This is a genomic window from Comamonas aquatica NBRC 14918, from assembly GCF_000739875.1.
Classification (GTDB): domain Bacteria; phylum Pseudomonadota; class Gammaproteobacteria; order Burkholderiales; family Burkholderiaceae_C; genus Comamonas; species Comamonas aquatica.
The window spans coordinates 47,329-72,265 of record NZ_BBJR01000035.1 but is presented as its reverse complement, the minus strand read 5'-3'; the positions used below and the strand labels follow the sequence as shown (position 1 = coordinate 72,265).

Genomic DNA, 24,937 nt, shown 5'->3' with positions numbered 1-24,937 from the left:
GAAAGACTACTTGACTTGGACGGGTGCGCCTTCTGTGCGTGCCGTAATGTTACCGATCGTGTAGACCGTTTCACCCAGTTCACGCAAAGTTGCTGCGGTGGCCTCGGCCGCCTCGGGGGCCACCACCACCACCATGCCGATGCCGTTGTTGAAGGTGCGGTTCATTTCCACATCGTCGATGCCGGCGGTCTTTTGCAGCCAGGCGAACAGCTCGGTCTGGGGCCAGCTGCCGGCCTGCAGGTCGGCGCCCGTGCCTTCGGGCAGCACGCGGGGGATGTTCTCCAGCAGGCCGCCGCCGGTGATGTGGGCCAGGGCCTTGATGGGGTGCTGGGCCAGCGCCGCCAGCACATTCTTCACGTACAGGCGGGTGGGTTCCATGATGGCAGCCTTGAAGGGCTTGCCGTCCAGGGTGGCGGGCACGGTGTCCTGGCTTTCGGCGCGCTCGATGCACTTGCGCACCAGCGAGAAGCCGTTGGAGTGCACGCCGGCCGAGGCCAGGCCCAGGACCACGTCGCCGGGCTTGACGTTCTGGCCGGTCAGGATCTTGGACTTTTCCACGGCGCCAACGGCAAAGCCGGCCAGGTCGTACTCGCCATCGGGGTACATGCCTGGCATTTCCGCGGTTTCACCGCCGATCAGGGCGCAGCCGGACAGCTCGCAGCCCTTGGCAATGCCGCCCACCACGGCCGCGGCCGTGTCCACGTCCAGCTTGCCGCAGGCAAAGTAGTCCAGGAAGAACAGGGGTTCCGCGCCTTGCACCAGCACGTCGTTGACGCTCATGGCCACCAGGTCGATGCCCACGGTGTCGTGCATGTTCCACTCGAAAGCCAGGCGCAGCTTGGTGCCCACGCCGTCGGTGCCGGACACCAGCACGGGCTCCTGGTAGCGCTTGGGCACTTCGAACAAAGCACCAAAGCCGCCAATGCCGGCCATCACGCCTTCGCGCATGGTCTTCTTGGCCAGCGGCTTGATGCGCTCGACCAGTGCGTCGCCTGCGTCGATGTCAACGCCGGCGTCTTTGTAGGAAATGGGGGTGGATGGGGAGGCAGAGGAGCTCATGAGAAGGATCTGTGCAGGGTGTGGTGCCCGATGTGGGGGCAGGAACGCCCATGATTTTAAGTGCAGTCCCTCCGGAATGTCCGCATGCCGCCCCAGGGATGCGGGACATCTGGGGATGTGAGAGCTTGCTGCGCCGGCCTGTGGCACAGTGCGGTCCAGGCGTGCGCGGGGCCTACGCCTGTCAGCGGGGCGGAAGCTGATTAAAATATGTAAACGCGATGCCGGGACCGGCTGGCATGCGGCCGTGGTCTTGCGCATGCAGGGCGTTTCCTGCTCCTTTCCTCCCCCTATGCCTACGTTCCTGCTCCCGATGGCTGAGTTTGTGCCCATGCGCTTGCTGTGCAGCAAGCGGGACGTGTCGACGGCATGCCCTCTATGAAGCAACTGGCGCTGGACATCGGCTTGCCCACGGGGCCTTCTCTGGCGCGCTTTTACGCCGGTCGCAATGCGCCGGTGGTCGATCACCTCCAGGCCTGGATCAGCGATGGCTTCGGCCCTGCGCCGCGCGCACCGGTGCCCACCTACCTGTGGGGCGATTCCGGCTCCGGCAAGACGCACCTGCTCAAGGCAGTGCGCGAAATGCTGCTGGAGCAGGGGGCCCAGGTGGGCTGGATGGATGCCAGCACCGGTTTTCCGCCGGAGTTTGACGAACGCTGGTCGGCCGTGCTGATGGACGATGTGCACCTGTTCACGCCCATGCAGCAGGCCCGTGCCTTCAACTGGTTTGTGAATGCCATCAACCCGCCCAGCGGTTCGCCCCGCTGGATTTTGTCGGCTGGCGATGCGCCGCCGGCAGGCATGGAGGTGCGCGACGATCTGCGCAGCCGCCTGGGCTGGGGCCATGTGTTCCAGCTGCAGGTGCCCAACGAGGAAGAGCGCCGCGAGGTGTTGAAAACCGAGGCGGCCGCCCGGGGCGTAACCCTGAGCGCCGATGTGGTGGACTACATGCTCAAGCGCTTTTCGCGCGACCTGGCCAGCCTGATGCAGCTATTGGACATGCTGGATGAGTTTGCACTGCGCAACAAGCGTGCGATCACCATCCCCTTGCTCAAAACCATGCTGGAGACCGAATAGCCCAGCGGCACGCTGGTGCCGCATGCCATGGCTGTATGTCTTCGCTCCCTTTGAATGAATCTATGAACCCTGCAACCCCGTCCCAGCGCCCGCGACTGGCCTTGTTTGATCTGGACCACACGCTGATCCCCATGGACTCCGACCATGGCTGGGGCGAGTTTGCGATTGCCATCGGCTGGTGCGACCGCACCGAGTTCGGGCGCCGCAACGACGAGTTCTTTGCGCACTACCAGGCGGGCACGCTGAATGTGCCGGACTATGTGCGCTTTGCCACCGAGGCCATCGTGCAACGCGGTGCCGCCGCCGCGCAGGCGGCGCACCAGCGCTTCATGCAGGAGGTCATCACCCCGGCCATCCTGCCCCAGGCGCAGGCCCTGGTGCGCGCGCACCAGCAGGCTGGCGACCTGGTGGTCATCACCTCGGCGACCAACGAGTTCGTCACGCGCCCCATCGCCGCCGCCTTCGGTGTGCAGGAGCTGCTCTCGACCGAGCTGGAGCGCGACGAGACGGGCTGGTTCACGGGCGGCGTGCAGGGCGTGCCGAACATGCGCGAAGGCAAGGTGGTGCGCATGGATGCCTGGCTGGCGGCGCGCGGCCTGTCTTGGGAGGGCGTGGAATCGACGTTCTACAGCGATTCCATGAACGACCTGCCCCTGCTGGAGCGTGTGAACCACCCCGTGGCCACCAACCCCGAGCCCCGTCTGCGAGCGATTGCGCAGGAGCGCGGCTGGCGCGTGCTGGACCTGTTTACTGAAAACCCATGATCAAGACCATCATCGACAAATTGCTGGGCAAAGAGCCCGCCGCCCGTGCGCGCAAGTCGCGCTTCGGCAAGCGTGAAGAGGTGCCCGCCAGCGTGCACGGCATCGATCCGCAACTGGTGGACCAGCGGGCGGTGGATGTGGTGCGCACCCTCAAGGATGCGGGCCACGAGGCCTACATCGTCGGCGGCGCGGTGCGCGACCTGCTGCTGGGGCTGCGCCCCAAGGACTTCGACGTGGCCACCGATGCCACGCCCGAGCAGGTCAAGCACCTGTTCCGCCGCGCCTTCATCATCGGCAAGCGCTTTCGCATCGTGCACGTGGTGTACGGCCGTGGGCGTGAGCACGAGGTGATCGAGGTCTCGACCTTCCGTGCCTTCATGGACAACAGCCAGGCCGAGCAGGTCAGCGGCAACGAGCGCACCAGCAAGCTGGCCCTGGCCAGCATGAAGCACGCCGTGGACGCCAGCGGTCGCGTGCTGCGCGACAACGTCTGGGGCCCGCAGGACCAGGATGCCACGCGCCGTGACTTCACCGTCAATGCCATGTACTACGACCCCGAGACCCAGGTCGTGGTGGACTTCCACAAGGGCATCCAGGACGCGCAAAAGAAAGTGCTGCGCATGATCGGCGACCCTGCCACGCGCTACCGCGAAGACCCGGTGCGCATCATCCGCGCCGTGCGCTTTGCCGCCAAGCTCAGCCCCCTGGGCTTCAAGCTGGAGCCCAAGACCGCCAAGCCGCTGCTCGAATGCGAGCCGCTGCTGCGCGAAGTGCCGCAAAGCCGTCTGTTCGACGAAATGCTCAAGCTGCTGCAGACCGGCCACGCGCTGGCGTCGATCGAGCAGCTCAAGAAGCTGGGCCTGGAGCACGGCATTTACCCCCTGCTGGATGTGGTGGTGGAGCGTGCCGGGCACCCGTTCGTGCAGGCGGCCCTGGCCGACACCGACCGCCGCGTCGGCGAAGGCAAGCCCGTGGCACCCAGCTTCATGCTGGCATGCGTGCTGTGGCAGGACGTCAAGCAGGGCTGGGAGCGCCGCCTGAAGAAGGGCTACCACGCCTTCCCGGCGCTGAACGAGGCGATCGACGAGGTGTTCGACCAGCGCATCGGCGACGTGTCGGGCCGCGGCAAGCTGGCCGCCGACATGCGCGAGATCTGGGTCATGCAGCCGCGCTTCGACAAGCGCACCGGCTCGACCCCGTTCGGCATGGTGCTGCAGGCGCGCTTCCGCGCCGGCTTCGACTTCCTGCGTCTGCGCGCCGATGTGGGCGAGATCGAGGAAGACCTGGCCGAGTGGTGGCAGGAGTTCCAGGCCGCCGACGATGCGCGCCGCGAGGACCTGGTGGCCCAGGTGCGCGAGGAGCAGCGCCAGAAGCAAAAGGCGGCACAACCCGCCGCACGCCGCGCGCCCCGCAAGGCGGAGGACGTGCAGGAGGCCTCGCCCCTGGACACCATCGTCAGCGAAGGCGATGCGCCCGCCAAGAAGCGCCGTCGCCGCCGCCGCAAGCCTGCCGGTGGTGCCGACATGGCGCCCTCCGGCGGCAGCGCCGAGTGATGGCGGCCGAACGGGTCTACATCGGCCTGGGGGCCAACTTGGGGGACCGCGGCGAGGCCTTGCTGCAGGCCCTGCACCGCATGGCGGCCCTGCCGCAGACCCGGCTGTGCGCCGTGTCTTCGCTCTACAGCAGCGCCCCGGTGGATGCCTCGGGGCCGGACTATCTGAACGCCGTGGCGGCCCTGGAGACCCACCTGGCGCCCGAAGCCTTGCTGCAGGCCTTGCAGGCGCTAGAGCTGGCCGCCGGGCGCGAGCGCCCCTACCGCAATGCGCCGCGCACCCTGGACCTGGATGTGCTGTTGTGGGGGCCGCGCCAGCTGGCCACGCCGGCACTGACGGTGCCGCACCCGCGCATGTACGAGCGCGCCTTTGTGCTCCTGCCGTTGCACGAGTTGGACGCCCACCTGGTCACGGCCGCGCAATTGGCCGCTGTGGCCGGTCAGCGCATTGCTGTGGCGCAGGATGCCCGCTGGGCCGCCAGCGCCCTGTCGGCCTGACACCGCGCGCTGCAGGGTGGCCCGCGCGGTGTTGTGCGGCCGCCAGGGCCCAGGCTGGGGACATCACGGGCCGGGGCTCTTGATGCTTTGTGGCGGATCGCGCGCGGCCTGTGTGCCACCTGCTGCGTGGCAGCGCTGCGCAGCATCCGTTCTGCCGCGGGGTCTGGGTCAGGCAGCCTTCAGATCAGAATCACATGCCCTAAAAAAATGAGCTGACAACGATTGTCCTGCTTGTTTTTCCGTATGTTTTCCATCGTAAAACAAGGCATGGCAAGCGCAGGCAGCTCTCATACATCAAGCGATTTCTGCGATCAGCTCGATTTCCACGCAGGCGCCCATGGGGATTTGCGCCACGCCGAACGCGCTGCGGGCGTGCGAGCCCTTGTCCCCGAAGACCTCGGCCAGCAGCTCGGAGCAGCCATTGGTCACCAGGTGCTGCTCGGTGAAGCCAGCGGTCGAGTTCACCAGGCTCATCACCTTGACGATGCGCTGTACGCGGTTCAGGTCGCCGCCGCAGGCCGCCTGCAGCGTACCCAGCAGGTCGATGGCGACGGCGCGGGCCGCTTGCTTGCCCTCGGCGGTGCTGATCGCCGCACCCAGCTGGCCGGCCCAGACCTGGCCTTCCTTCTTGGCGATGTGGCCGCTCAGGAACACCAGATTGCCCGTCTGCACAAATGGCACATAGGCGGCGGCGGGAATGGCCACGGGGGGCAGGGCAATGTTCAGGGCTTGCAGGCGGTCGTAAACACTCATGACGGTCTTTCTGGAGAGGGTTGTTGAATGGCGGGCGAACTGTGCAGCCGGCTTTGCCGGAGTGGCGTTTGCCCCGCATGCTGCGCAGTATGCCAAGACCGCCGTCCCCCTCGCAGCAACATCCTCCCGGCATGTGGTGGATGCTGGGCGTGGTCGCGGGCACGGCCACCCAGTTGCAGCAGGCGGTCTTGCTGCCATGGCCCGTCTATGCCGGGTGGCTGACCGCGGCCGTGCTGCTGGGCCCGCTGCTGTGGCGCCGGCCGGTATGGCGCTGGGGCTGGCTGCTGTGGGGCGCGGCACTGGCCTGGGGGATGACGGGTTGGCGCGCTGCCAGCTTTGCTGCCACGGCCATGCCGCCCGCGTGGGAGGGGCGCGATGTGCGCGTGACCGGGGTCATCACCGACATGCCGCAGGCGGTCGAGCGCGGGATGCGCCTGCGCTTTGCGGTGGAGCAGGCCGAGTCGGCCGAGGTGCCCCCGCAGCCTGTGCCACTGCCGCCGCTGGTGGCGCTGACTTGGTACGGTGAGCTGCCACCGCAGGGCTTGCAGGCCGGCCAGCGCTGGGCCTGGACCGTGCGCCTCAAGGCCCCGCATGGGGAGCGCAACCCCCACGGCATGGATTGGGAGTTGTGGTGGTGGAGCCAGGGCATCCAGGCCACAGGTTATGTGCGCCGTGGCGCACGCGATGCGCCGCCGCAATGGCTGGGCCAGACCTGGCAGGCTCCGGTGGCGCGCTGGCGGGGGCAGATCCACCAGCGCATGCAGACTCCGGAAGGGGCCTCGGCACGCCTGCAGGCCTCCATGGGTGTGGTCCAGGCCCTGGTGACCGGGGCGCAATCGAGCATCGGCCGCGCCGACTGGCAGCTGTTCCGCGACACCGGGGTGGCGCACCTGGTCAGCATCAGCGGGCTACACATCACCATGTTCGCCTGGATGGCGATGGCCGTGGTCCAGCTGTGCTGGCGGCGTTCGGCCCGGCTGTGCCTGTGGCGGCCGGCGCCGGTGGTGGCCGCCTGGGCCGGCTTGGCGCTGGCCACGGCCTATGCGCTGTTCAGCGGCTGGGGCATTCCCGCGCAACGCACCATCGGCATGCTGGCGGTGGTGGTGCTGCTGCGCAGCCAGGCCCGCAGCTGGCCCTGGCCCTGCATCTGGCTGACGGTGTTGACCGTGGTGGTGCTGATCGATCCGTGGAGCCTGCTGCAGGCGGGCTTCTGGCTCAGCTTTGTGGCCGTGGGCGTGCTGTTTGCCGCGCAGCCGAGGCTGGGGGGTGACACGGCGCGGGGCTGGACGCCGACCCTGGTGCGCATGGCGCGCGAGCAATGGATCGTGGGCATCGCCCTGGCACCGCTGACCTTGCTGCTGTTTGGCCAGGTGTCGGTCATCGGCTTGCTGGCCAACCTGTGGGCCATCCCCTGGGTCACGCTGGTGATCACACCCCTGTCCATGCTGGGCGTGTTCTGGTCGCCGCTGTGGTGGCTGGCCGCCCAGGGGGTGACGGTCATGGTCGGGCTGCTGGACGCCATGGTCGGTTGGCGCGGGGCCGTGCTGTTTTTTGCCCAGCCGCCCTGGTGGGCGGCCCTGGCCGGGGGGCTGGGCTGCCTGTGGCTGGTGATGCCTTGGGGGTGGCGTTGGCGCATGCTGGGCCTGCCGCTGCTGGTGCCCCTGCTGGGGTGGCAGCCGCAGGCGCCGGCCTGGGGGCACTTCGAGGTGCTGGCGCTGGATGTGGGGCAGGGCAGTGCTGCGCTGGTGCGCACCCAGGGCCACAGCTTGCTGTTTGACGCCGGCCCGCAGTGGTCCGAGCAGGCGAATGCGGGCGAACGCACGGTGGTGCCGGTGCTGCGGGCCTTGGGCATCGCGCCCGATGTGCTGCTGGTCAGCCATGCCGACAGCGACCATGCCGGTGGGGCCGAGGCCGTGGTGGCCGCCTTCCCCCGTGCGCAGCGCCTGGGGGCGGGCGGTGTGCCCTGTGTCCAGGGGCAGTCCTGGACCTGGGATGGGGTGCAACTGGAGGTGCTGCACCCTATGGCCCCTGCGACGCACACCCCGGTGGGGGGCGCCGGGCGCAATGCCCAAAGCTGTGTGCTGCGGGTGCGCAGCGTGGCTGGCACGGCGGCCCTGCTGACGGGCGATGTGGAGGCCCGACAGGAGCAGGCGTTGCTGCACGCCGGCAGCCCCTTGCGGGCCGATCTCGTGCTCATGCCGCACCATGGCAGCAAGACCTCGTCCACCGCGGCCTGGGTGCAGGCGGTGCAGCCTGCGGTGGCCATCGCGCAAAGCGGCTACCGCAACCGCTTTGGCCACCCCCATCCCGCGGTGGTCCAGCGCTACCAGGCGCAGGGGGCACGGACGGTGACCAGCGCGGGCTGTGGTGCGGCCCGGTGGCGTTCCTGGGACCCGGGCGCGGTGCAGTGCGAGCGCACGCTGGCGCGCCGGTATTGGCAGCATGCCGTGCCCGAGGCGGCAGGGGCTGGCTACACTGAGTGATCCCCGAGTGGTTCGGGAAATGTCAGGAATTGCTTCCTCCACCAGATGGGTCCGGACTGGGCCTGATTCTTGCTGTCACGACAGCAATCCATTCGCAGGAGGCGTGCAAAGATGCAGAAGTTTGACGAGATGTACGCAATGCTGCCGTTCGATGGCAGCGACGTGCGGACCCATTACAAGGCCTATGCCCAGTGGCTGGCACGGCAGGCGCAGACCACCATGCGTGCGCGGCAGGCCGAGGCGGAGATGATCTTTCGCCGCGTCGGCATCACCTTTGCCGTCTATGGCGACAAGGATGAGAGCGGGGCGGGCACGGAGCGCCTGATTCCCTTCGACCTGATCCCGCGCATCATCCCCGCCGGCGAGTGGGCGCGCATGCAGCAGGGGCTGGTGCAGCGGGTCACGGCGCTGAACCGCTTCATTGAGGACATCTACCATGGCCAGGCCATCCTGCACGCCGGCATCGTGCCGCGCGACCTGATCGATGGCAATGCCCAGTTCCGCCCGCAGATGCAGGGCGTGCTGGTACCCGGCGGGGTCTACGCCCACATTGCCGGCATCGACATCGTGCGGGCCCGCAACGCCCAGGGCGAGGGCGAGTACTACGTGCTGGAGGACAACCTGCGCGTGCCGTCCGGCGTGTCGTACATGCTGGAAAACCGCAAGATGATGATGCGGCTGTTCCCCGAGCTGTTCAGCACCCATGCCGTGGAGCCGGTGGCCCACTACCCCGACCTGCTGCTGGACACGCTGCGCGCCAGCGCGCCGGGGTCGGCCGGTGCCGCCTCGGCCACGGTGGTGGTGCTGACGCCGGGCATGTACAACAGCGCCTACTTCGAGCATGCCTTCCTGGCGCAGCAGATGGGGGTGGAGCTGGTCGAGGGCCAGGACCTGGTGGTGCGCGACCGGGTGGTGTACATGCGCACCACGCGCGGTTTGCAGCGCGTGGACGTGATCTATCGCCGCGTGGACGACGACTTCCTGGACCCCCAGGTGTTCCGCCCCGATTCGTCGCTGGGCTGTGCGGGCCTGATGGATGCCTACCGCGCCGGCAACGTCACCATCTGCAATGCGGTGGGCACCGGGATTGCCGACGACAAGTCGGTCTACCCGTATGTGCCGGACATGATCCGCTTCTACCTGGGGGAGGAGCCCATCCTCAGCAACGTGCCCACCTGGCTGTGCCGCAAGCCCGACGACCTGCGCTACGTGCTGGACCACCTGCACGAGCTGGTGGTCAAGGAAGTCCACGGTGCGGGTGGCTACGGCATGCTGATCGGGCCGGCCGCCACCCAGGCGGAGATCGCGAGCTTCCGCCAGGCGCTGCTGGCCAATCCGGCGGGCTACATTGCCCAGCCCACGCTGAGCCTGTCCAGCTGCCCGACCATGGTGGAGACGGGCATTGCCCCGCGCCACATCGACCTGCGCCCCTTCGTGCTCAGCAGCCAGGAGGGCGTGCGCATGGTCGCCGGCGGCCTGACGCGTGTGGCGCTCAAGGAGGGATCGCTGGTCGTGAACTCTTCCCAGGGCGGTGGCACCAAGGACACCTGGGTCCTGGGCGACGGCAGCGAAGCGCTGGCAGCCAGCCTGGCCGCAGGGCTGCCGCAGTCCGCCGGCGCCTGGAGCCCACAAGCCTCGCTGGTGGGGGGCGTATGACACCGATGAATGCCCACTTCTTGCAGGTCCACGTGCTGCCTGGCACCGGCCGGACCGCCCGGCGCCTGGCGCTGGCCATCCCAATCCGTGGGGAGAACGCATGCTGAGCCGCACCGCCGATCACCGGCTCGGGATGTCGTGCGACACCGAGCGGGCCGACAAGCGCTGTGCGCTTGCCACACCACAGCGCCCGCCTGCGCAGCAGGCGCGGGGTTTTCTGCCCGGGGAGGAATCATGCTGAGCCGCACCGCCGACCACCTGTTCTGGATGTCGCGTGACACCGAGCGGGTAGACAAGCGCTGTGCGCTTGCAACACAACAGCGCTCGCCTGCGCAGCAGGCGCGGGGTTTTCTGCCCGGGGAGGAATCATGCTGAGCCGCACCGCCGACCACCTGTTCTGGATGTCACGCTACACCGAGCGGGCAGAAAACACCGCCCGCATGCTGAGCGTGAGCTATGACACCTCGATGCTGCCCATGCGCCCGGACGATGCCGCGCGCACCTGGCAGGGGGTGTTGTCCATCAGCGAACTCATCCCGGCCTACCAGGCACGCTACCGCGACATCACGCGCGACAACGTGCTGTTCTTCATGGTGGCCGACGAAAGCAATCCGGCGTCCATCGTGTCCTGCCTGCATGCCGCGCGTGAGAACGCGCGGGCCGTGCGCGGGGCCTTGTCCACCGAGGTCTGGGAGACCCAGAACCAGACCTGGCTGGCGATGCGCAAGCACTTGCAGGAAGGCTCCCTGGGCAAGGACCCCGGCCAACTGGCGGAGTGGGTGAAATACCGCTCCCACCTGTCGCGCGGTGTGGTGCTGGGCACCATGCTGCAGGACGAGGCATTCAACTTCCTGCGCCTGGGCACCTTCCTGGAGCGGGCGGACAACACCGCGCGCTTGCTGGACGTGCGCTTCCATGCCATCCAGCGCGACTACCACGGCATGGAATCCGAGCGCAAAACCGCGCAGCAGTTCGACTTCTACCACTGGAGCGCGCTGCTGCGCAGCGTCTCGGCGTTCGAGGTGTACCGCAAGGTCTACCGCGACGTGATCACGCCCGAGCGCGTGGCCGACCTGCTGGTGCTGCGTGCCGACATGCCGCGTTCGCTGCACGCCTGCATGCGCGAGGTGGTGGACAACCTCAAGGCCGTGGCCCACGAGGGCTCGCAGGAAAGCCAGCGCAAGGCGGGGCGCCTGCTGGCCGACCTGCAGTACGGTCGCATCGATGAAATCCTGGACACCGGCCTGCACGCCTACCTGACCCAGTTCCTGGACCGCGTGAACATGCTGGGCGAGTTCATCACCCGGGATTTCCTGGTGCCGGAGCTGTGAATATTGGCAGCGCGTAAAAAAACGGAGCCCTTAGGCTCCGTTTTCAATTGCATAGCAGCTGGCGCAGGTGGGATAAGGGCTAGCGCCTATTTAGGCGCGTACCCCACCCACCAGGGCGGCGACGGTGGGCTCAATGGCCTTCGGCCTCGCCCATCTGGGTCTGCAGGTAGTTCTGCAGGCCGATCTTGTCGATCAGGTCCAGCTGGGTTTCCAGGAAGTCGATGTGTTCCTCGGTGTCGTCGAGGATCTTGAGCAGCAGGTCGCGCGAGACAAAGTCGTGCGCGGCTTCGGCGGTCTTGATGCCATCCTTGATGGTGGCCTGGGCCGCCAGTTCCAGGTTCAGGTCGCACTGCAGCGCTTCGGGTACATCCTCGCCGATCTGCAGCTTGCCCAGGTCCTGCAGGTTGGGCAGGCCGTCCAGCATGAAGATGCGGTCCATCAGCACGTCGGCGTGCTTCATCTCACCGATGGATTCCTTGTACTCCACCTTGGCCAGGGCTTCAAAGCCCCAGTGCTTGTACATGCGGTAGTGCATGTAGTACTGGTTGATGGCAGTGAGTTCGTTCTTGAGTTGTGCTTGCAGAGCGGCAATGACTTGCGGTTCGCCTTTCATATGGGGCTCCTTGTGTGAGGGTGACGCATGGATGACCATTGTCAAGGATTCGCGGGCCTTGGCACGGCAAGTCCCCACTGGCGCGGATTGGCTGCGGTTGATGCTGAGTTGCGTTTGCGTTGATAAATAGTTTTAGACAATCAAAACAATTAAGTCAATTGATTGAAATTATTTTACCCAGGGCTTAGACTACAGCCTGTGTTCAGTCGCATCACATAAGGAAACTACATGTCCGTTATCAATACCGTTATCAAGCCTTTCCAAGCCTCCGCATTCAAGGACGGCAAGTTCATCGAAGTGTCCGAAAAGGACGTGCTGGGCAAGTGGGCCGTGTTCTTCTTCTACCCCGCTGACTTCACCTTCGTGTGCCCCACCGAACTGGGCGACGTGGCTGACCACTACGACCAATTCCAGAAGCTGGGCGTGGAAATCTACTCCGTGTCCACCGACACCCACTTCGTGCACAAGGCCTGGCACGACGCTTCCGAAACCATCGGCAAGATCAAGTACACCATGATCGGTGACCCCAGCGGCGTGGTGACCAACAACTTCGAAGTGATGCGTCCCGGCGTGGGCTTGGCCGACCGCGGCACCTTCATCGTGGACCCCGATGGTGTGATCCAGGCTGTGGAAATCACCGCGGAAGGCATCGGCCGCAACGCTGAAGACCTGCTGCGCAAGGTGAAGGCTGCCCAGTACGTGCGCAACCACCCCGGTGAAGTCTGCCCTGCCAAGTGGAACGAAGGCGAAGCCACCCTGGCTCCTTCGCTGGACCTGGTCGGCAAGATCTAATCCGATTGCCCGTGAAAAGCCTGGGCGAGGCCCGGGCTTTTTTTCAACCAAGCAATCAGCGACTATCAAAAAAGAATTTTATTAGGATTTGACTATTATGCTCGACGCCAACCTCAAGACCCAACTCAAGGCCTACCTGGAACGCCTGCAAAAGCCGCTCGAACTGGTGGCCACTTTGGACGACAGCAAGGCGGCTGGCGAAGTCAAGTCCCTGCTGGCCGACATCGCGGCGCTCAGCGACAAGATCACCGTGGTCGAGGCCAACGACCTGGACGTGCGCAAGCCCTCGTTCCTGATCACCAACCCTGGCGTGGACAGCGGCGTCCGCTTTGCCGGTGTGCCCCTGGGCCATGAATTCACTTCCCTGGTGCTGGCGCTGCTGCACGTCGGTGGCCACCCCTCCAAGGAATCGGCCGACCTGCTGGAGCAGGTCAAGGCCATCGACACGCCATTGCACTTCGAGACCTATTACTCGCTGTCCTGCCACAACTGCCCCGATGTGGTGCAGGCGCTGAACCTGATGTCGGCCCTGAACCCTCGCATCAGCCACACGGCCATCGACGGTGGCCTGTTCCAGGCCGAAATCCAGGACCGCGAAGTTATGGGCGTGCCCACTGTGTTCGTGAACGGCGAGCGCTTTGGCCAGGGCCGCATGGAGCTGGCGGAAATCGTCGCCAAGGTGGACACCGGTGCCGCCGCCCGCGAAGCCGCCAAGATCTCGGCCAAGGAGGCGTTCGACGTGCTGGTGGTCGGTGGCGGCCCCGCCGGCGCCGCAGCGGCCATCTACGCCGCCCGCAAGGGCATCCGCACCGGGATTGCTGCCGAGCGCCTGGGCGGCCAGGTGCTGGACACCGTGGACATCGAGAACTTCATCTCGGTCAGCAAGACCGACGGCCCCAAGCTGGCCGCGGCCATGGCGGCCCACATCCGTGACTATGAAGTCGACGTGATGAACCAGCAGACCGGCGCCAAGCTGGTGCCCGCCGCCACCGAAGGTGGCCTGATCGAAGTGCACACCGCCTCGGGTGCGGTGCTCAAGTCCAAAACCGTGATCCTGTCGACCGGCGCGCGCTGGCGCAACATGAACGTGCCCGGCGAGGAGCAGTACCGCACCAAGGGCGTGACCTTCTGCCCGCACTGCGACGGCCCCCTGTTCAAGGGCAAGGACGTGGCGGTGATCGGCGGTGGCAACTCCGGTGTGGAAGCGGCCATCGACCTGGCCGGCCTGGTCAAGAGCGTGACAGTGCTGGAATTTGCCGGCGAGCTGAAGGCCGATGCCGTGCTGCAAAAGAAGCTGGCGTCGCTGCCCAACGTGAAGGTGATCCTGAACGCCCAGACCACCGAGGTGAACGGCGATGGCAAGAAGGTCACCGGCATCACCTACAAGGACCGCACCACCGACCAGGTGCACCAGCTGGCGCTGGAAGGCATCTTCGTACAGATCGGCCTGCTGCCCAACACCGACTGGCTCAAGGGCACGGTCAACCTGACGCGCTTTGGCGAGATCGAGATCGATGCCAAGGGCCACACCAATGTGCCTGGCGTGTTCGCGGCCGGCGACTGCACGAATGTGCCGTACAAGCAGATCATCATTGCCGCAGGTGCCGGTGCCACGGCCGCGCTGTCGGCCTTTGACCACCTGATCCGCCACTGATGGGTTTTTAAGCCAAATTGGCTGCCAGCGCTTATGAGGTAAGCGTTAGCAGCTATCAAAAGAGAAAGGACTGCTCAGAAGAGCAGTCCTTTTTTTATTGTGTGTGTGACGAGGCGGCTTTCGGCCAGAAGCCGCCGTTCGCCTCCCTTTTATTGAATGTCTGCTTATCGATATAGGCACACAGTGGGAGGCCTGCGTTCGGCTACGGCCTGACGCAGGTGCCCTAGGCCATCCACCATCTAATCAAGCCTGTAGAAAGAGACGCGACGGCATCTAGCCCAACTGCAACTTAGAAGCTGTACGACTCACCGTCTGCAGGCACGAGAACCTGCTTGGGGTCCATGCCCTTTTCCGCGATGAAGTCACGCAACTCCTTGCGCGTCTGCATTCCGTGGTTCACGGCCTCCATGTGGCTGCCAATGACCTTGGCATCAGGCGCTAGTTGGGATGCGCGCAAGAGGTCTTCCTTGCCCATGATGATGGAGCCATCCAGTCCCTGGATGCGGGCGTAGCCTGTGTTGAGGATGATGACCTCAGGCTGGTAGTCCTGAATGGCGCTTTCCACTTGTTTGTTCCAGACCGTGTCGCCAGCGACGTAGACTGTCTTGTGGCCTGGCCGTTGGAAGACAACACCCATCACCTGCCCCAGCAGTTCACCAGCGACCGCCATGGTTTTGTCATCCCCATGCTGACCGCCTGTGGGGCTGAGGCGTGTGCCCTTGAACTCGGTGCCCTTGGTGAGCACGCGCACATTCGTGAATCCGTCTTTGCGGATGCTTTGGGCATCGGCTTCGTTTTGTGCGAAGAGCGGGAGGTTCTTAGGTAGGTTTTGCTTGGCCGCGTCATCCCAATGATCCAAATGGGTGTGGGTAACGATGATGGCGTCAGCCTTCATCGCCTCGGCCAGTGGCATCGGCAGCTCGACCAACGGGTTTCGCAACTGGCTGTTGTACGTCCCCTCAAAACCAGGGTATGTCCCTTTCTTGGCCAGCATTGGGTCGATGAGGAAGGTGGTGCCCGCGTAGTTCACTTTGATGGTCGCGTTGCGGATTTGCTGAACCTTGACGGCATGTGTCGCGGCGGACAGTTTGGCCTTGGCGGGTGTTGCCGCATTGGCTGTGCCGCATACGATGAGGGTCGCAATGCCGCCGAGGGCGGCGGCGTTTCGCAATACGTTCGAAATATTCATGGTGTTGTCCTTGGTTCAAGTGGCGAATGTCGCGGCATGAAGGGTCTTCAGCGCGTTGATGCCAATTGTCCGAAGGGCTGGCTTTTTGAACCATTGGCCCAAATGAAAATGTTAGATAAAATCGGGCCAATTTCTCAGCCTCTGCCGTTGAAGCGTCCATGCAACCTGTCCGCGTCGCCGTTCTTGCTTTCGAAGGCGTCAGCCTGTTTCACCTTTCTGTACCAGGCATCGTGTTTGGAGTGACACCAGCGCCCACAGGGCTGCCACCGCACGAAGTGCGGTACTGCGCGCCGACGCCGGGCAAAGTGCGCTGTGATCAAGGCGTGGAGATTGAGGTGCCTGGCGGGCTTGAGGCCATGACCAGCGCTGACCTTGTGATCGTTCCGGCCTGGAATCATCCAGAAGCGGCAGCGCCGGCCGTGTTGACGGAAGCTCTCAAACAAGCCCATGCCCGTGGTGCCCAAGTGGTCGGTCTGTGTCTTGGCGCTTTTGTCTTGGGTGATGCAGGTTTGCTGGACGAGCGCCGTGCTACCACGCACTGGGCCTGTCGCGACCTCTTTGTCCAGCGTTTTCCCAAAGTCAATTTCTTGCCAGACGTGCTCTATGTGGACGATGGAAATGTCGTCACGTCTGCGGGCACAGTTGCTGCGATTGACTGCTGTCTGAACCTCATACGCCAGCGCCACGGTGCGGATGTAGCCAATCGGGTCGCCAGACTATTGGTGACACCTCCGCACCGCCAAGGCGGTCAGGCCCAGTACATAGAGCAGCCGGTACCCGTTCTGCCCAGCGAGAGCCGTTTGCCAGGCGTTCTGGAATGGGCCCGAGAGAACCTGTCGCAGCCGCTTTCGCTAGATGTATTGGCCGAAGTGGCGCACATGAGCCGACGGACCTTCACACGCCGCTTCAGGGAAGCAACTGGCACAACCTTCGTGAAGTGGCTCGCGGCGGCCCGCATCGCACGCGCACAGCAGTTGCTGGAAACCACAGAGCTGTCGATTGAGTCGATTGCGACCGAAGTGGGTCTGGGCTCGGCCTTGTCGTTGCGGCAGCACTTCGCGAGCCAACTTCATACATCGCCATCGGCATACCGCCAACTTTTCTGCGAGGGCCGACAGAGTGCTGTGGACACCTCAGAGTTTCAGGCAGGGACTCCCTCAATCACGAGTGCAGTTCATGTTTGAACGCATCAGACATCGGGTAACGACCATTCACGCTGACAGGCAGACATTAGTGGCTGAGGCAGGAACGACAGCAATGGGTCGATAGCTGCCAAGAATGGCAATAGCACCTATTCATCTATCCGTGACTCACCTCACAAGTAAAAACGGCTGCCGAGGGCAGCCGTTGTTGTTAACACTGCCGCAGCGGATGTCTGCGGCCGTTGGCATGGATCAGTCCAGCGTCAGCTTCTGCTTGTCCACCACGTCCTTGTAGGCGGTGTATTCGGCCTTGATTTCCTGGGCGAACTTCTCGGGCGTGTCGGCCACGATCAGCGAGCCAGTGTCCTCGATGCGCTTGCGGATGGCGGGGTCCTGCAGCACTTTGTGCACGGCCTTGTTCACCTTGTCCACGATCTCCTTGGGCGTGCCCTTGGGGCCGACCACGCCGTAGTAGGCCATGCGGTTCACGCCGGGGGCACCGACTTCGGCCAGGGTGGGCACGTCGGGCAGCACGGCCAGGCGCTTGGGCGCAGCAACCACCAGGGCGGTCAGGCGCTTTTCCTTGACGAAGGGCAGGGCCGAGGGGAAGTTGTCAAAAATCAGCGGGATCTGGCCGGCAACGGCATCGTTCAGAGCCGGGCCGGAGCCGCGGTAGGGTACGTGCTGCATCTGCGTGCCGGTGGCCAGCATGAACATTTCCATCATCAGGTGGCCGATGGAGCCGGTGCCGGGCGAGCCGAAGGAGTGCTTGCCGGGGTTCTTCTTGACCTCTTCGAGGAAGGACTTGTAGTCCTGGCCGACGAACTTGGGGTTGGCCGCAATGATGTTGGGCGTGGCGGCGATGTTCACGATGGGCGTGAAATCGGTGAACACGTTGTAGGGGATCTTGGGGTTGATCGCGGGGTTGGTGGCCGTGGTGGACACGGTGGCCAGGCCCAGGTGGTAGCCATCGGGGGTGGCGCGTGCGGTTTCGGCCGCACCGATGGCGCCGCCGCCACCGCCCTTGTTTTCGACGATCACGGGCTGGCCCAGTTCGCGGCCCAGGGGGTCGGCGACCACGCGGGCGATCAGGTCGGTGGTGCCGCCGGCGGCAAAGGGCACCAGCAGCTTGATGGGCTTGTTGGGGTAACTGGATTGGGCGTGTGCGGCACCGATGGTGGCCAGGGCCGCAAGTGCCAGGAGGGTACGACGCATCATGTGCAGTCTCCTTGTCGTTGTTGGAAGAACAGCGAATCCTAGGCAGGACGGTGCGTGGTGGCTAGGACTTGCGCCTAGTTGAAAACCCTGGTTTGAGGGTAAATGCTAGGTCTATCAGTGTCTGCAAACGAGTATGCGAAGCCCTGACGTTGGCAAGTCATTCCCAAGGGGGGTGAATGGGCAGACCGGCAGTGGCGCAGCGCGTGCCGCGCCACCGGCCGGATCAGATGGCGCGGGCGGCGTGCAGGGCGCGGATGCGTTCCTCGCTCAGCCCCAACTCGTGCAGCACCTCCTGCGTGTGCTGGCCCAGGCTGGGCGGCGCACGGCGGTAGCTGACGGGGGTGGCCGACAGGCGCATGGGGTTGGCCACGGTGGCCACCTGGGCGATGCCGTCGCCGGCCTGGCGTGGCAGCGTGCGGGCGATGCCGCGGTGGCGCACCTGGGGGTCGTCAAAGGCCTGGGCCACGGTGTTGATCGGGCCGCAGGGCACGGCCTTGTCTTCCAGCAGCGCAATCCATTCGGCCGTGGTGCGCGTGCGCATCACCGGCAGCAGGCGCTCCAGCAGCTCCGCGCGGTGCTGCACGCGCGCGGTGTTGGTGGCAAAGCGCGCGTCCTGGGCCCAGTCGGGGTGGCCGCAGGCCTCGCAAAAGCGGGCGAACTGGCCATCGTTGCCGATCGCCAGCAGCACGTTGCCGTCGCGGCTGGGGAAGTCCTGGTAGGGCGCCAGGCTGGGGTGGATGTTGCCGGCGCGGCCCGGGGCCTGGCCGGTGGCCAGGAAGCCGGCGGCCTGGTTGGCCAGCACGGCCATGCCCACGTCCAGCAGCGCCATGTCGATGTACTGGCCCTGGCCCGTGCCGTGGCGCGCGTTGTCGCGGGCATTCAGCGCGGCCAGGATGGCGTTGCTGGCGTACAGGCCAGTGAACACGTCGATCACGGCCACGCCCACCTTCAGCGGGCCGCCGCCGGGTGCCTCGTCGGCATGGCCGGTGATGCTCATCAGGCCGCACATGGCCTGCACCATCAGGTCGTAACCGGCACGCTCGGCATAGGGGCCGTCCTGGCCGAAGCCGGTGATGGAGCAGTAGATCAGCCGGGGATTCAGGGCCTTGAGGCTGTCGTAGTCCAGCCCGTACTGCTGCAGGCCACCGACCTTGAAGTTCTCGACCACCACGTCGGCCTCGGCCGCCATCTGGCGCAGCAGGGCCTGGCCTTCGGGGTGGGCCATGTCGACGGTGATGCTGCGCTTGTTGCGGTTGCAGGCGGTGAAGTAGCTGGCCTCGCGCGTGGCCTGGCCCGCGTCGTCCTTCAGGAACGGCGGGCCCCAGTGGCGCGTGTCGTCGCCCGCGACGGGGCGCTCGACCTTGATCACGTCTGCGCCCAGGTCGGCCAGCATCTGCGTGGCCCAGGGGCCGGCCAGCACGCGGGACAGGTCCAGCACTTTGATGCCCGACAGCGCGCCGGGCGTGGCAGTGGTTGGCATGAGGGGGCTCCTGCAATCCAAAGCGGTTGGAATAAAAAAAAGGAACTGTCAGCGCCTGTCATTGAAGCACTTCACATGCTTTTGCATGGGAAGTGAAGCAATACCAAGCGCCAGAAGCTCCTGAAAAAAGAGCGATTGTGTCGCCCTGAGAGACAAAAACCGAGGCTGCCGCCGCGCACGGCCATGTCGGTGGTGTGCGCGGTGTGCAGGGCCAGCTTCAGTTGGCGAAAGCGGCGATGCCGGTCTGGGCGCGGCCCAGGATCAGCGCGTGCACATCGTGCGTGCCTTCGTAGGTGTTGACCACTTCCAGGTTCACCAGATGGCGGGCCACGCCGAACTCGTCAGAGATGCCGTTGCCGCCCATCATGTCGCGCGCCAGGCGGGCCACGTCCAGGGCCTTGCCGCAGTTGTTGCGCTTGATCAGCGAGGTGATCTCGACCACGTTCTGGTGCTCGTCCTTCATGCGGCCCACGCGCAGGGCGGCTTGCAGGCCCAGCGTGATTTCGGTCTGCATGTCGGCCAGCTTCTTCTGGATCAGCTGGTTGGCGGCCAGGGGGCGGCCAAACTGCTTGCGGTCCAGCGTGTACTGGCGCGCGGTGTGCCAGCAGAACTCGGCGGCACCCATGGCGCCCCAGGCGATGCCAAAGCGTGCGCTGTTCAGGCAGGTGAAGGGGCCCTTGAGGCCGCGCACTTCGGGGAAGGCGTTTTCTTCGGGCACGAACACGTCGTCCATCACGATCTCACCGGTGATGGAGGCGCGCAGGCCCACCTTGCCGTGGATGGCGGGGGCGGACAGGCCCTTCATGCCCTTGTCCAGGATGAAGCCACGGATCTGGCCCACGTTGCCGGCTTCGGACACTTCCTTGGCCCAGACCACGAACACGTCGGCCACGGGGCTGTTGGTGATCCACATCTTGGAGCCCTTGAGCTTGTAGCCGCCGTCGACCTTGTAGGCACGGGTGGCCATGGAGCCGGGGTCGGAGCCGTGATCGGGTTCGGTCAGGCCGAAGCAGCCGATGAATTCACCGGACGCCAGCTTGGGCAGGTACTTCTGCTTCTGGGCTTCGGTGCCGAATTCGTTGATCGGCACCATCACCAGCGACGACTGCACCGACGCCATGGAACGGTAGCCCGAGTCCACGCGCTCGATCTCGCGCGCCACCAGGCCGTAGCTCACATAGTTCAGGCCGGCGCCGCCGTATTCGGTGGGGATGGTGGGGCCCAGCAGGCCCAGCTCGCCCATCTCGCGGAAGATGGACACGTCGGTCTTCTCGTGGCGGAACATGTCCTGCACGCGCGGCATCAGCTTGCCCTGGCAGTACTCGTATGCCGCGTCGCGGATCATGCGCTCGTCGTCGGTCAGTTGCTGGTCGAGCTGGAAGGGGTCGTTCCACTGGAAGTTGCCGGACATGGGGTGTCTCCTTGAATGCCTTGTTGGGAAGCCAGGTCCACATGGTGTTTGTGCATGTATGACCTGCGATGAACGGCATCGTAAAAGCGTCACCTGGGTGCGGCAAACGATTTGTTTGCATTCAGGTATGAGTGTTTCGCATTTCTATCTTGGCAATCCGGGGCGTTTGCGGCAGCATGGCGCGGTCTCTGGCTTGTTTTGACCGACCATGCGCCGTCCCATCCCGTCCACCCAGGCCCTGGCCTGCTTTGAAGCCTCCGCCCGCCACGAAAGCTATACCCGCGCCGCGCAGGAGCTGGCGCTGACCCAGAGCGCGGTCTCGCGCCAGGTGATTGCGCTGGAGGAATTCGTCGGCGTGGCGCTGTTCCGCCGCACGCGCCACGGTGTCAGCCTGACCCCGGCGGGTGCGCTGTACGCCAAGAAGGTGCGCGGCTGGCTGCAGGGGCTGGAGCGCGACACGCTGGACCTGATGAGCCACCAGGGCCAGGGCGGCACGGTCAACCTGGCGGCCGTGCCCACCTTCGCCACGCGCTGGCTGATGCCGCGCCTGCCGCTGCTGGCGCGCCAGCACCCCGACATCACGGTGCACATCGAGGTGCAGACCCGGCCCTTCCTGTTTGCCGACACCGTGCACGATGCGGCCCTGTACGCGGGCACGCCCGAGCAGGTTGGCAACTGGCCCGGCGTGCAGGTGCTCAAGCTGATGGACGAGGACGTGGTGCCCGTGTGCAGCCCCACGGTGCTGGGAAAGGCCGCCGCGCGCGACCTGGGGCGGGCCTGGCAACCCGTGGCGCCCGATGTGCTGGCACGCCTGCCGCTGCTGCAGCAAAGCACGCGCCCCTATGGCTGGCAGCAGTGGTTCCAGTCCGTCGGCGTGGACGCACCGCGGGCCCTGGACGGCCCGCGCTATGAGCTGTTTTCCATGCTGGCCGTGGCCGCCAGCCATGGCCTGGGCGTGGCGCTGATTCCCCCCATGCTGGTCGAGGCCGAGCTGGCGCGCGGCGAGCTGGTGGTGGCCTGCGCCCAGCCGCTGCGCGGCGAACGCAGCTATTACTTGGTCACGCCCAACGGCACGCCCGCGCCCGCGCTGGGCCTGTTCTCGGCCTGGCTGTGCGAGATGGCGGCGCAGCAGACCTGAAGGGCATCGGGTGCGTGACGGTGTGGCGGTGGGTGGTCAATCAGGCATTCAGCGTGCCACTGCCACCTGGTTGCGGCCCTGGCCCTTGGCGTGGTACAGCGCCTGGTCCGTGCGCCGCAGCAGCTCTGCGCTGTCCTCTGGCGCTTGCCAGGCGGCGACCCCCAGGGACATGGTGACCTGACCCACGGTGGCGTCCTCTTGGGCGGCCAGGGTGGTGCGCATGTGTTCGGCCAGACTGTGCGCCGCATCCAGTGGGCAGCCCGGCAGCACGATCAAGAATTCTTCCCCGCCCCAGCGCACCACGGCATCACCGCAGCGCACGGCCGTGCTGAGCAGCTGTGCGCAGCGCAGCAGCACCTGGTCGCCGGCTTCATGGCCCCAGCGGTCATTGATCTGCTTGAACTCATCGATGTCTGCCAGGATGAGGGCATAGCCCACGCCGTCGGTCTGCGCCGCTTGCTGGCAGCGTTGCAACTGCTTTTCACCCGCGTAGCGATTGAGCAGGCCGGTCAACGCGTCGTGGTGGGCCTGCTGGCGCAGCTCCTGCGTTCGGGTCACCAGTTCCGTCACATCCTTGCTCACGCAGACGTAGTGCTGGACCGTGCCCGTGTCGTCTTTGAGCGGCGTGATGGTCTGCGCCGCGTGGTACAGGTGGCCGCGCTTGTGGCGGTTGGTGAAGGTGGCCTGGTAGCTGTCGCCGCGCGCCAAGGCTTCGCGCAGCTGGGTGTAGAACGCGGGGGGATGCTGGCCCGACTGCAGAAATTGCGGGGTGCAGCCCAGCACTTCCGCGCTGGCATAGCCGGTCAGGTGCTCAAAAGCCTGGTTGACAAACAGGATGTGCGCCTGATGGTCCGCGATCAGCACGGCGTCCCGGGTTGCATGCAGGGCCCGCGCCAGCAGGGCCTGGCGTTGCTGGGCCTCCACCCGTGCCGTGATGTCTTGCTGCACCGACACAAAGGCCTGGATCTGCCCTTGTGCATCGCGCACGGGTGAGATGTTCCACTCCACCAGATAGGTGCTGCCATCTTTGCGGTAGTTGAAGGTGGAGCCCAGGAAAAACGTGCCCTGGTGCAGGCTGTCACGCAATCGCTGCAGCACCCGCTGATCGGTCAGCGGGCCTTGCAGCAGGCGCGGAGAGCGGCCCTGCAACTCCGCGGCGCTGTAGCCCGTGAGCTGGCAGAACGCCGGGTTGCAATAGGTGATGTGTGGGCCATCTCCCTGCAGATCGGCCGTGGTGATGACCACGGCGTTGAACGCCTGCTCCACGGCAGCCTGCAGCAGGTCCGTGGCGTGGAGGGGTGGAGGAGCAGTCAGTAAAGAGGTCACAGCGTGGGTGGCTCAGGGGCGGGGGTGGGCACAAAGGGCCAGCATACCAAGGCTGGTCATCGGCCGCATTCTTTGGACCAGGCGCTGGCAATGCCAAAATTGCGCGCTGCCTCCCTGCCCGGAATCACCATGCCCCCTGCCGCCCTTGTCTGGATGCGCCGCGATCTGCGCTGCGACGACCATGCTGCGCTGTACCACGCGCTGCGCCGCTACCAGCGTGTGTACTGTGCTTTTGTTTTTGATACGGTCATCCTCGATGCCCTGCCCACGCGCAGCGACCGGCGCGTGGCGTTCATCCATGCCAGCGTCCAGTCCCTGGACCAGGAACTGCGCGCCCTGGCGGCGCGCAGCGGGGCCCCGGGCGGCGGGCTGATCGTGCGCCACGGCGCGGCGCCGGCCTGCATCGTGCAGCTGGCGCGCAGCCTGGGCGTGCAGGAGGTGTTGACCAACCGTGATTACGAGCCCGAGGCCATCGCCCGTGACCAGCGCGTGGCCGAAGCGCTGCGCGCCGCCGGCATCACCTTCAGCGACTACAAGGACCAGGTGCTGCTGGAGCAGCGCGAGGTGCTGACCCAGCAGGGCCAGCCCTACAGCGTGTTCACGCCGTACAAGCGCGCCTGGCTGCAAAAGCTCGATGCCTTCCAGCTGACGCCGTACCCTGTGGCGCGCTACGCCGCCCACCTGGCCGCGCCCCCGGATGGCGAGCGCCTGCCCACGCTGGCCGATCTGGGGTTCGAGGCCACCAACCTGGCGCAGCTGCCCCTGCCCACGGGCGCGCAGGGGGCGCAGCAACTGCTGCAGGACTTTGTGCCGCGCATGGCGGCCTACCACGAAGCACGGGACTTCCCGGGTCGCAAGGGTGTGTCCTACCTGTCGGTGCACCTGCGCTTTGGCACCGTGTCCATCCGCCAGTTGGCCGCCCTGGCCGTGCAGCAGGCGGCGCAGGGCAGCGAGGGCGCGCAGACCTGGCTGTCCGAGCTGGCCTGGCGCGACTTCTACTTCATGATCTTGTGGCACCACCCCCAGGTGGTCACGCAGTCCTTCCGCCCCGAGTACGAGCGCGTGCAGTGGGACGAGGCTCCGGAACTGTGGCAGGCCTGGTGTGAGGCCCGCACCGGTTACCCCCTGGTCGATGCGGCCCTGCGTCAGCTGCTGCAGACCGGCTACATGCACAACCGCCTGCGCATGGTGGTGGCCAGCTTTCTGACCAAGGACCTGGGCATCGACTGGCGCCGGGGCGAGCGCTTTTTTGCCCAGCACCTGAACGACTACGACCTGGCCGCCAACAACGGGGGCTGGCAGTGGGCTGCGTCCACGGGCTGTGATGCCCAGCCCTGGTTTCGCATCTTCAACCCGGTGACGCAATCACAGAAGTTCGACCCGGACGGCAAGTTCATCCGCCGCTACCTGCCGGAGCTGGACCGGGTGCCAGACCGGCACCTGCACTTTCCGGCGGCCATGAAGCCGCTGGAGCTGCAGGCCTGTGGCCTGCGCCTGGGGCAGAACTATCCGTGGCCCGTGGTGGACCACGCCAGTGCGCGCGAGCGCACGCTGATGCGCTTTCATTTCCTGGCCCGCAAGGAAGACTGAGGCCGTCCACGCGTTGGGGGCAAGCCCTCGGTGGCGGGCCCAGCCCGCAGCGCAGGGCCGCTGCCCGGCTGCAGCCGGGTTGAGGGCCCGCCCAGGTTGAGGCGGCGTGCAATCCGTGGTTGAGGTCTGCTGAAAATTTAGGCGCCCCGCAAAAACCTCCATCAGAACAAGCCGCTAAGTGCCTTATCCAGGTAAGGGGGCGCACTTATCCACA

Annotated in this window: 21 protein-coding genes; 13 read left to right on the top strand and 8 right to left on the bottom strand. The window is 65.7% G+C overall.

Going from position 1 to position 24,937, the window contains the following annotated elements:
- Window positions 1-6: 6 nt before the first annotated feature.
- Window positions 7-1,059, bottom strand: coding sequence for a phosphoribosylformylglycinamidine cyclo-ligase (gene purM / locus CA2_RS06285; protein WP_042413999.1), 1,053 nt, complete (start codon window positions 1,057-1,059; stop codon window positions 7-9).
- Window positions 1,060-1,434: 375 nt separating this feature from the next.
- On the opposite strand from purM, the gene hda reads away from it, so the two are divergent.
- The 4 genes from hda to folK all read left to right on the top strand — a co-directional run bounded on the left by hda (window position 1,435) and on the right by folK (window position 4,947).
- Window positions 1,435-2,133 (top strand): DnaA regulatory inactivator Hda, encoded by a 699-nt coding sequence (hda, locus tag CA2_RS06280; RefSeq protein ID WP_042413996.1) that lies wholly within the window; start codon window positions 1,435-1,437, stop codon window positions 2,131-2,133.
- Window positions 2,134-2,195: 62 nt separating this feature from the next.
- Window positions 2,196-2,897 (top strand): histidinol-phosphatase, encoded by a 702-nt coding sequence (locus tag CA2_RS06275; protein WP_042413993.1) that lies wholly within the window; start codon window positions 2,196-2,198, stop codon window positions 2,895-2,897.
- Window positions 2,894-4,450 (top strand): polynucleotide adenylyltransferase PcnB, encoded by a 1,557-nt coding sequence (gene pcnB, locus CA2_RS06270; protein ID WP_042413992.1) that lies wholly within the window; start codon window positions 2,894-2,896, stop codon window positions 4,448-4,450. Before CA2_RS06275 ends, pcnB begins: the two co-directional genes overlap by 4 nt.
- Entirely contained in the window at window positions 4,450-4,947 is a 498-nt protein-coding gene (gene folK / locus CA2_RS06265) for a 2-amino-4-hydroxy-6-hydroxymethyldihydropteridine diphosphokinase (protein ID WP_042413989.1), read from the top strand. The genes pcnB and folK overlap by 1 nt, the downstream gene beginning before the upstream one ends.
- 294 nt (window positions 4,948-5,241) lie before the next feature.
- Here folK and CA2_RS06260 read toward each other — a convergent pair whose 3' ends face one another.
- Window positions 5,242-5,700, bottom strand: coding sequence for a RidA family protein (locus tag CA2_RS06260; protein ID WP_042413987.1), 459 nt, complete (start codon window positions 5,698-5,700; stop codon window positions 5,242-5,244).
- A 131-nt stretch (window positions 5,701-5,831) separates the two neighbouring features.
- Between CA2_RS06260 and CA2_RS06255 the strand changes: the two genes are divergently transcribed.
- The 4 genes from CA2_RS06255 to CA2_RS06245 all read left to right on the top strand — a co-directional run bounded on the left by CA2_RS06255 (window position 5,832) and on the right by CA2_RS06245 (window position 11,170).
- Window positions 5,832-8,183 (top strand): DNA internalization-related competence protein ComEC/Rec2, encoded by a 2,352-nt coding sequence (locus tag CA2_RS06255; protein ID WP_245620897.1) that lies wholly within the window; start codon window positions 5,832-5,834, stop codon window positions 8,181-8,183.
- A 111-nt stretch (window positions 8,184-8,294) separates the two neighbouring features.
- A complete protein-coding gene (locus CA2_RS06250) occupies window positions 8,295-9,839 on the top strand; it encodes a circularly permuted type 2 ATP-grasp protein (RefSeq protein ID WP_042413985.1) in 1,545 nt (514 codons plus the stop codon).
- A gap of 234 nt (window positions 9,840-10,073) precedes the next feature.
- On the top strand, window positions 10,074-10,214 hold the full coding sequence (locus CA2_RS17935) for an alpha-E domain-containing protein (protein WP_156105971.1): 141 nt from the start codon (window positions 10,074-10,076) through the stop codon (window positions 10,212-10,214).
- A complete protein-coding gene (locus CA2_RS06245; protein ID WP_042413982.1) occupies window positions 10,208-11,170 on the top strand; it encodes an alpha-E domain-containing protein in 963 nt (320 codons plus the stop codon). The genes CA2_RS17935 and CA2_RS06245 overlap by 7 nt, the downstream gene beginning before the upstream one ends.
- 130 nt (window positions 11,171-11,300) lie before the next feature.
- On the opposite strand, the gene bfr is transcribed toward CA2_RS06245, so the two are convergent.
- Entirely contained in the window at window positions 11,301-11,783 is a 483-nt protein-coding gene (gene bfr / locus CA2_RS06240; protein WP_042413978.1) for a bacterioferritin, read from the bottom strand.
- Window positions 11,784-12,011: 228 nt separating this feature from the next.
- Between bfr and ahpC the strand changes: the two genes are divergently transcribed.
- Together ahpC and ahpF are read left to right on the top strand one after the other, a co-directional pair.
- The gene (ahpC, locus tag CA2_RS06235) at window positions 12,012-12,575 is read left to right on the top strand and encodes an alkyl hydroperoxide reductase subunit C (RefSeq protein WP_042413974.1); all 564 of its coding nucleotides are present in this window, start codon (window positions 12,012-12,014) and stop codon (window positions 12,573-12,575) included.
- Between the two features lie 97 nt (window positions 12,576-12,672).
- Window positions 12,673-14,229 (top strand): alkyl hydroperoxide reductase subunit F, encoded by a 1,557-nt coding sequence (gene ahpF / locus CA2_RS06230; protein ID WP_042413972.1) that lies wholly within the window; start codon window positions 12,673-12,675, stop codon window positions 14,227-14,229.
- 289 nt (window positions 14,230-14,518) lie between these two features.
- Here the strand turns inward: ahpF and CA2_RS06225 are convergent, their stop codons facing one another.
- Window positions 14,519-15,418 (bottom strand): MBL fold metallo-hydrolase, encoded by a 900-nt coding sequence (locus CA2_RS06225; RefSeq protein WP_042413968.1) that lies wholly within the window; start codon window positions 15,416-15,418, stop codon window positions 14,519-14,521.
- 158 nt (window positions 15,419-15,576) lie between these two features.
- On the opposite strand from CA2_RS06225, the gene CA2_RS06220 reads away from it, so the two are divergent.
- On the top strand, window positions 15,577-16,602 hold the full coding sequence (locus CA2_RS06220; RefSeq protein WP_042413965.1) for a GlxA family transcriptional regulator: 1,026 nt from the start codon (window positions 15,577-15,579) through the stop codon (window positions 16,600-16,602).
- A 210-nt stretch (window positions 16,603-16,812) separates the two neighbouring features.
- Here the strand turns inward: CA2_RS06220 and CA2_RS06215 are convergent, their stop codons facing one another.
- The 3 genes from CA2_RS06215 to CA2_RS06205 all read right to left on the bottom strand — a co-directional run bounded on the left by CA2_RS06215 (window position 16,813) and on the right by CA2_RS06205 (window position 20,669).
- On the bottom strand, window positions 16,813-17,778 hold the full coding sequence (locus CA2_RS06215; protein WP_042413962.1) for a tripartite tricarboxylate transporter substrate binding protein BugE: 966 nt from the start codon (window positions 17,776-17,778) through the stop codon (window positions 16,813-16,815).
- Window positions 17,779-18,001: 223 nt separating this feature from the next.
- Window positions 18,002-19,258 (bottom strand): CaiB/BaiF CoA transferase family protein, encoded by a 1,257-nt coding sequence (locus tag CA2_RS06210; RefSeq protein WP_042413958.1) that lies wholly within the window; start codon window positions 19,256-19,258, stop codon window positions 18,002-18,004.
- A 217-nt stretch (window positions 19,259-19,475) separates the two neighbouring features.
- Window positions 19,476-20,669, bottom strand: coding sequence for an acyl-CoA dehydrogenase (locus tag CA2_RS06205; protein WP_042413955.1), 1,194 nt, complete (start codon window positions 20,667-20,669; stop codon window positions 19,476-19,478).
- Between the two features lie 208 nt (window positions 20,670-20,877).
- On the opposite strand from CA2_RS06205, the gene CA2_RS06200 reads away from it, so the two are divergent.
- On the top strand, window positions 20,878-21,807 hold the full coding sequence (locus CA2_RS06200; RefSeq protein ID WP_042413953.1) for a LysR family transcriptional regulator: 930 nt from the start codon (window positions 20,878-20,880) through the stop codon (window positions 21,805-21,807).
- Window positions 21,808-21,855: 48 nt separating this feature from the next.
- Here the strand turns inward: CA2_RS06200 and CA2_RS06195 are convergent, their stop codons facing one another.
- Window positions 21,856-23,133 carry a sensor domain-containing diguanylate cyclase gene (locus CA2_RS06195; protein ID WP_042413950.1) on the bottom strand — a complete coding sequence of 426 codons (1,278 nt, stop codon included), beginning with the start codon at window positions 23,131-23,133 and terminating at the stop codon, window positions 21,856-21,858.
- A 129-nt stretch (window positions 23,134-23,262) separates the two neighbouring features.
- Between CA2_RS06195 and CA2_RS06190 the strand changes: the two genes are divergently transcribed.
- Window positions 23,263-24,723 (top strand): cryptochrome/photolyase family protein, encoded by a 1,461-nt coding sequence (locus tag CA2_RS06190; protein ID WP_042414203.1) that lies wholly within the window; start codon window positions 23,263-23,265, stop codon window positions 24,721-24,723.
- The last annotated feature ends 214 nt before the right edge of the window (window positions 24,724-24,937 follow it).

Excerpts from the sequence above, each read along its gene's own strand:
- purM (WP_042413999.1), bottom strand. The coding sequence starts at position 1,059 with ATGAGCTCCTCTGCCTCCCCATCCACCCCCATTTCCTACAAAGACGCC.
- hda (WP_042413996.1), top strand. The coding sequence starts at position 1,435 with ATGAAGCAACTGGCGCTGGACATCGGCTTGCCCACGGGGCCTTCTCTG.
- CA2_RS06275 (WP_042413993.1), top strand. The coding sequence starts at position 2,196 with ATGAACCCTGCAACCCCGTCCCAGCGCCCGCGACTGGCCTTGTTTGAT.
- pcnB (WP_042413992.1), top strand. The coding sequence starts at position 2,894 with ATGATCAAGACCATCATCGACAAATTGCTGGGCAAAGAGCCCGCCGCC.
- folK (WP_042413989.1), top strand. The coding sequence starts at position 4,450 with ATGGCGGCCGAACGGGTCTACATCGGCCTGGGGGCCAACTTGGGGGAC.
- CA2_RS06260 (WP_042413987.1), bottom strand. The coding sequence starts at position 5,700 with ATGAGTGTTTACGACCGCCTGCAAGCCCTGAACATTGCCCTGCCCCCC.
- CA2_RS06255 (WP_245620897.1), top strand. The coding sequence starts at position 5,832 with ATGTGGTGGATGCTGGGCGTGGTCGCGGGCACGGCCACCCAGTTGCAG.
- CA2_RS06250 (WP_042413985.1), top strand. The coding sequence starts at position 8,295 with ATGCAGAAGTTTGACGAGATGTACGCAATGCTGCCGTTCGATGGCAGC.
- CA2_RS17935 (WP_156105971.1), top strand. The coding sequence starts at position 10,074 with ATGCTGAGCCGCACCGCCGACCACCTGTTCTGGATGTCGCGTGACACC.
- CA2_RS06245 (WP_042413982.1), top strand. The coding sequence starts at position 10,208 with ATGCTGAGCCGCACCGCCGACCACCTGTTCTGGATGTCACGCTACACC.
- bfr (WP_042413978.1), bottom strand. The coding sequence starts at position 11,783 with ATGAAAGGCGAACCGCAAGTCATTGCCGCTCTGCAAGCACAACTCAAG.
- ahpC (WP_042413974.1), top strand. The coding sequence starts at position 12,012 with ATGTCCGTTATCAATACCGTTATCAAGCCTTTCCAAGCCTCCGCATTC.
- ahpF (WP_042413972.1), top strand. The coding sequence starts at position 12,673 with ATGCTCGACGCCAACCTCAAGACCCAACTCAAGGCCTACCTGGAACGC.
- CA2_RS06225 (WP_042413968.1), bottom strand. The coding sequence starts at position 15,418 with ATGAATATTTCGAACGTATTGCGAAACGCCGCCGCCCTCGGCGGCATT.
- CA2_RS06220 (WP_042413965.1), top strand. The coding sequence starts at position 15,577 with ATGCAACCTGTCCGCGTCGCCGTTCTTGCTTTCGAAGGCGTCAGCCTG.
- CA2_RS06215 (WP_042413962.1), bottom strand. The coding sequence starts at position 17,778 with ATGATGCGTCGTACCCTCCTGGCACTTGCGGCCCTGGCCACCATCGGT.
- CA2_RS06210 (WP_042413958.1), bottom strand. The coding sequence starts at position 19,258 with ATGCCAACCACTGCCACGCCCGGCGCGCTGTCGGGCATCAAAGTGCTG.
- CA2_RS06205 (WP_042413955.1), bottom strand. The coding sequence starts at position 20,669 with ATGTCCGGCAACTTCCAGTGGAACGACCCCTTCCAGCTCGACCAGCAA.
- CA2_RS06200 (WP_042413953.1), top strand. The coding sequence starts at position 20,878 with ATGCGCCGTCCCATCCCGTCCACCCAGGCCCTGGCCTGCTTTGAAGCC.
- CA2_RS06190 (WP_042414203.1), top strand. The coding sequence starts at position 23,263 with ATGCCCCCTGCCGCCCTTGTCTGGATGCGCCGCGATCTGCGCTGCGAC.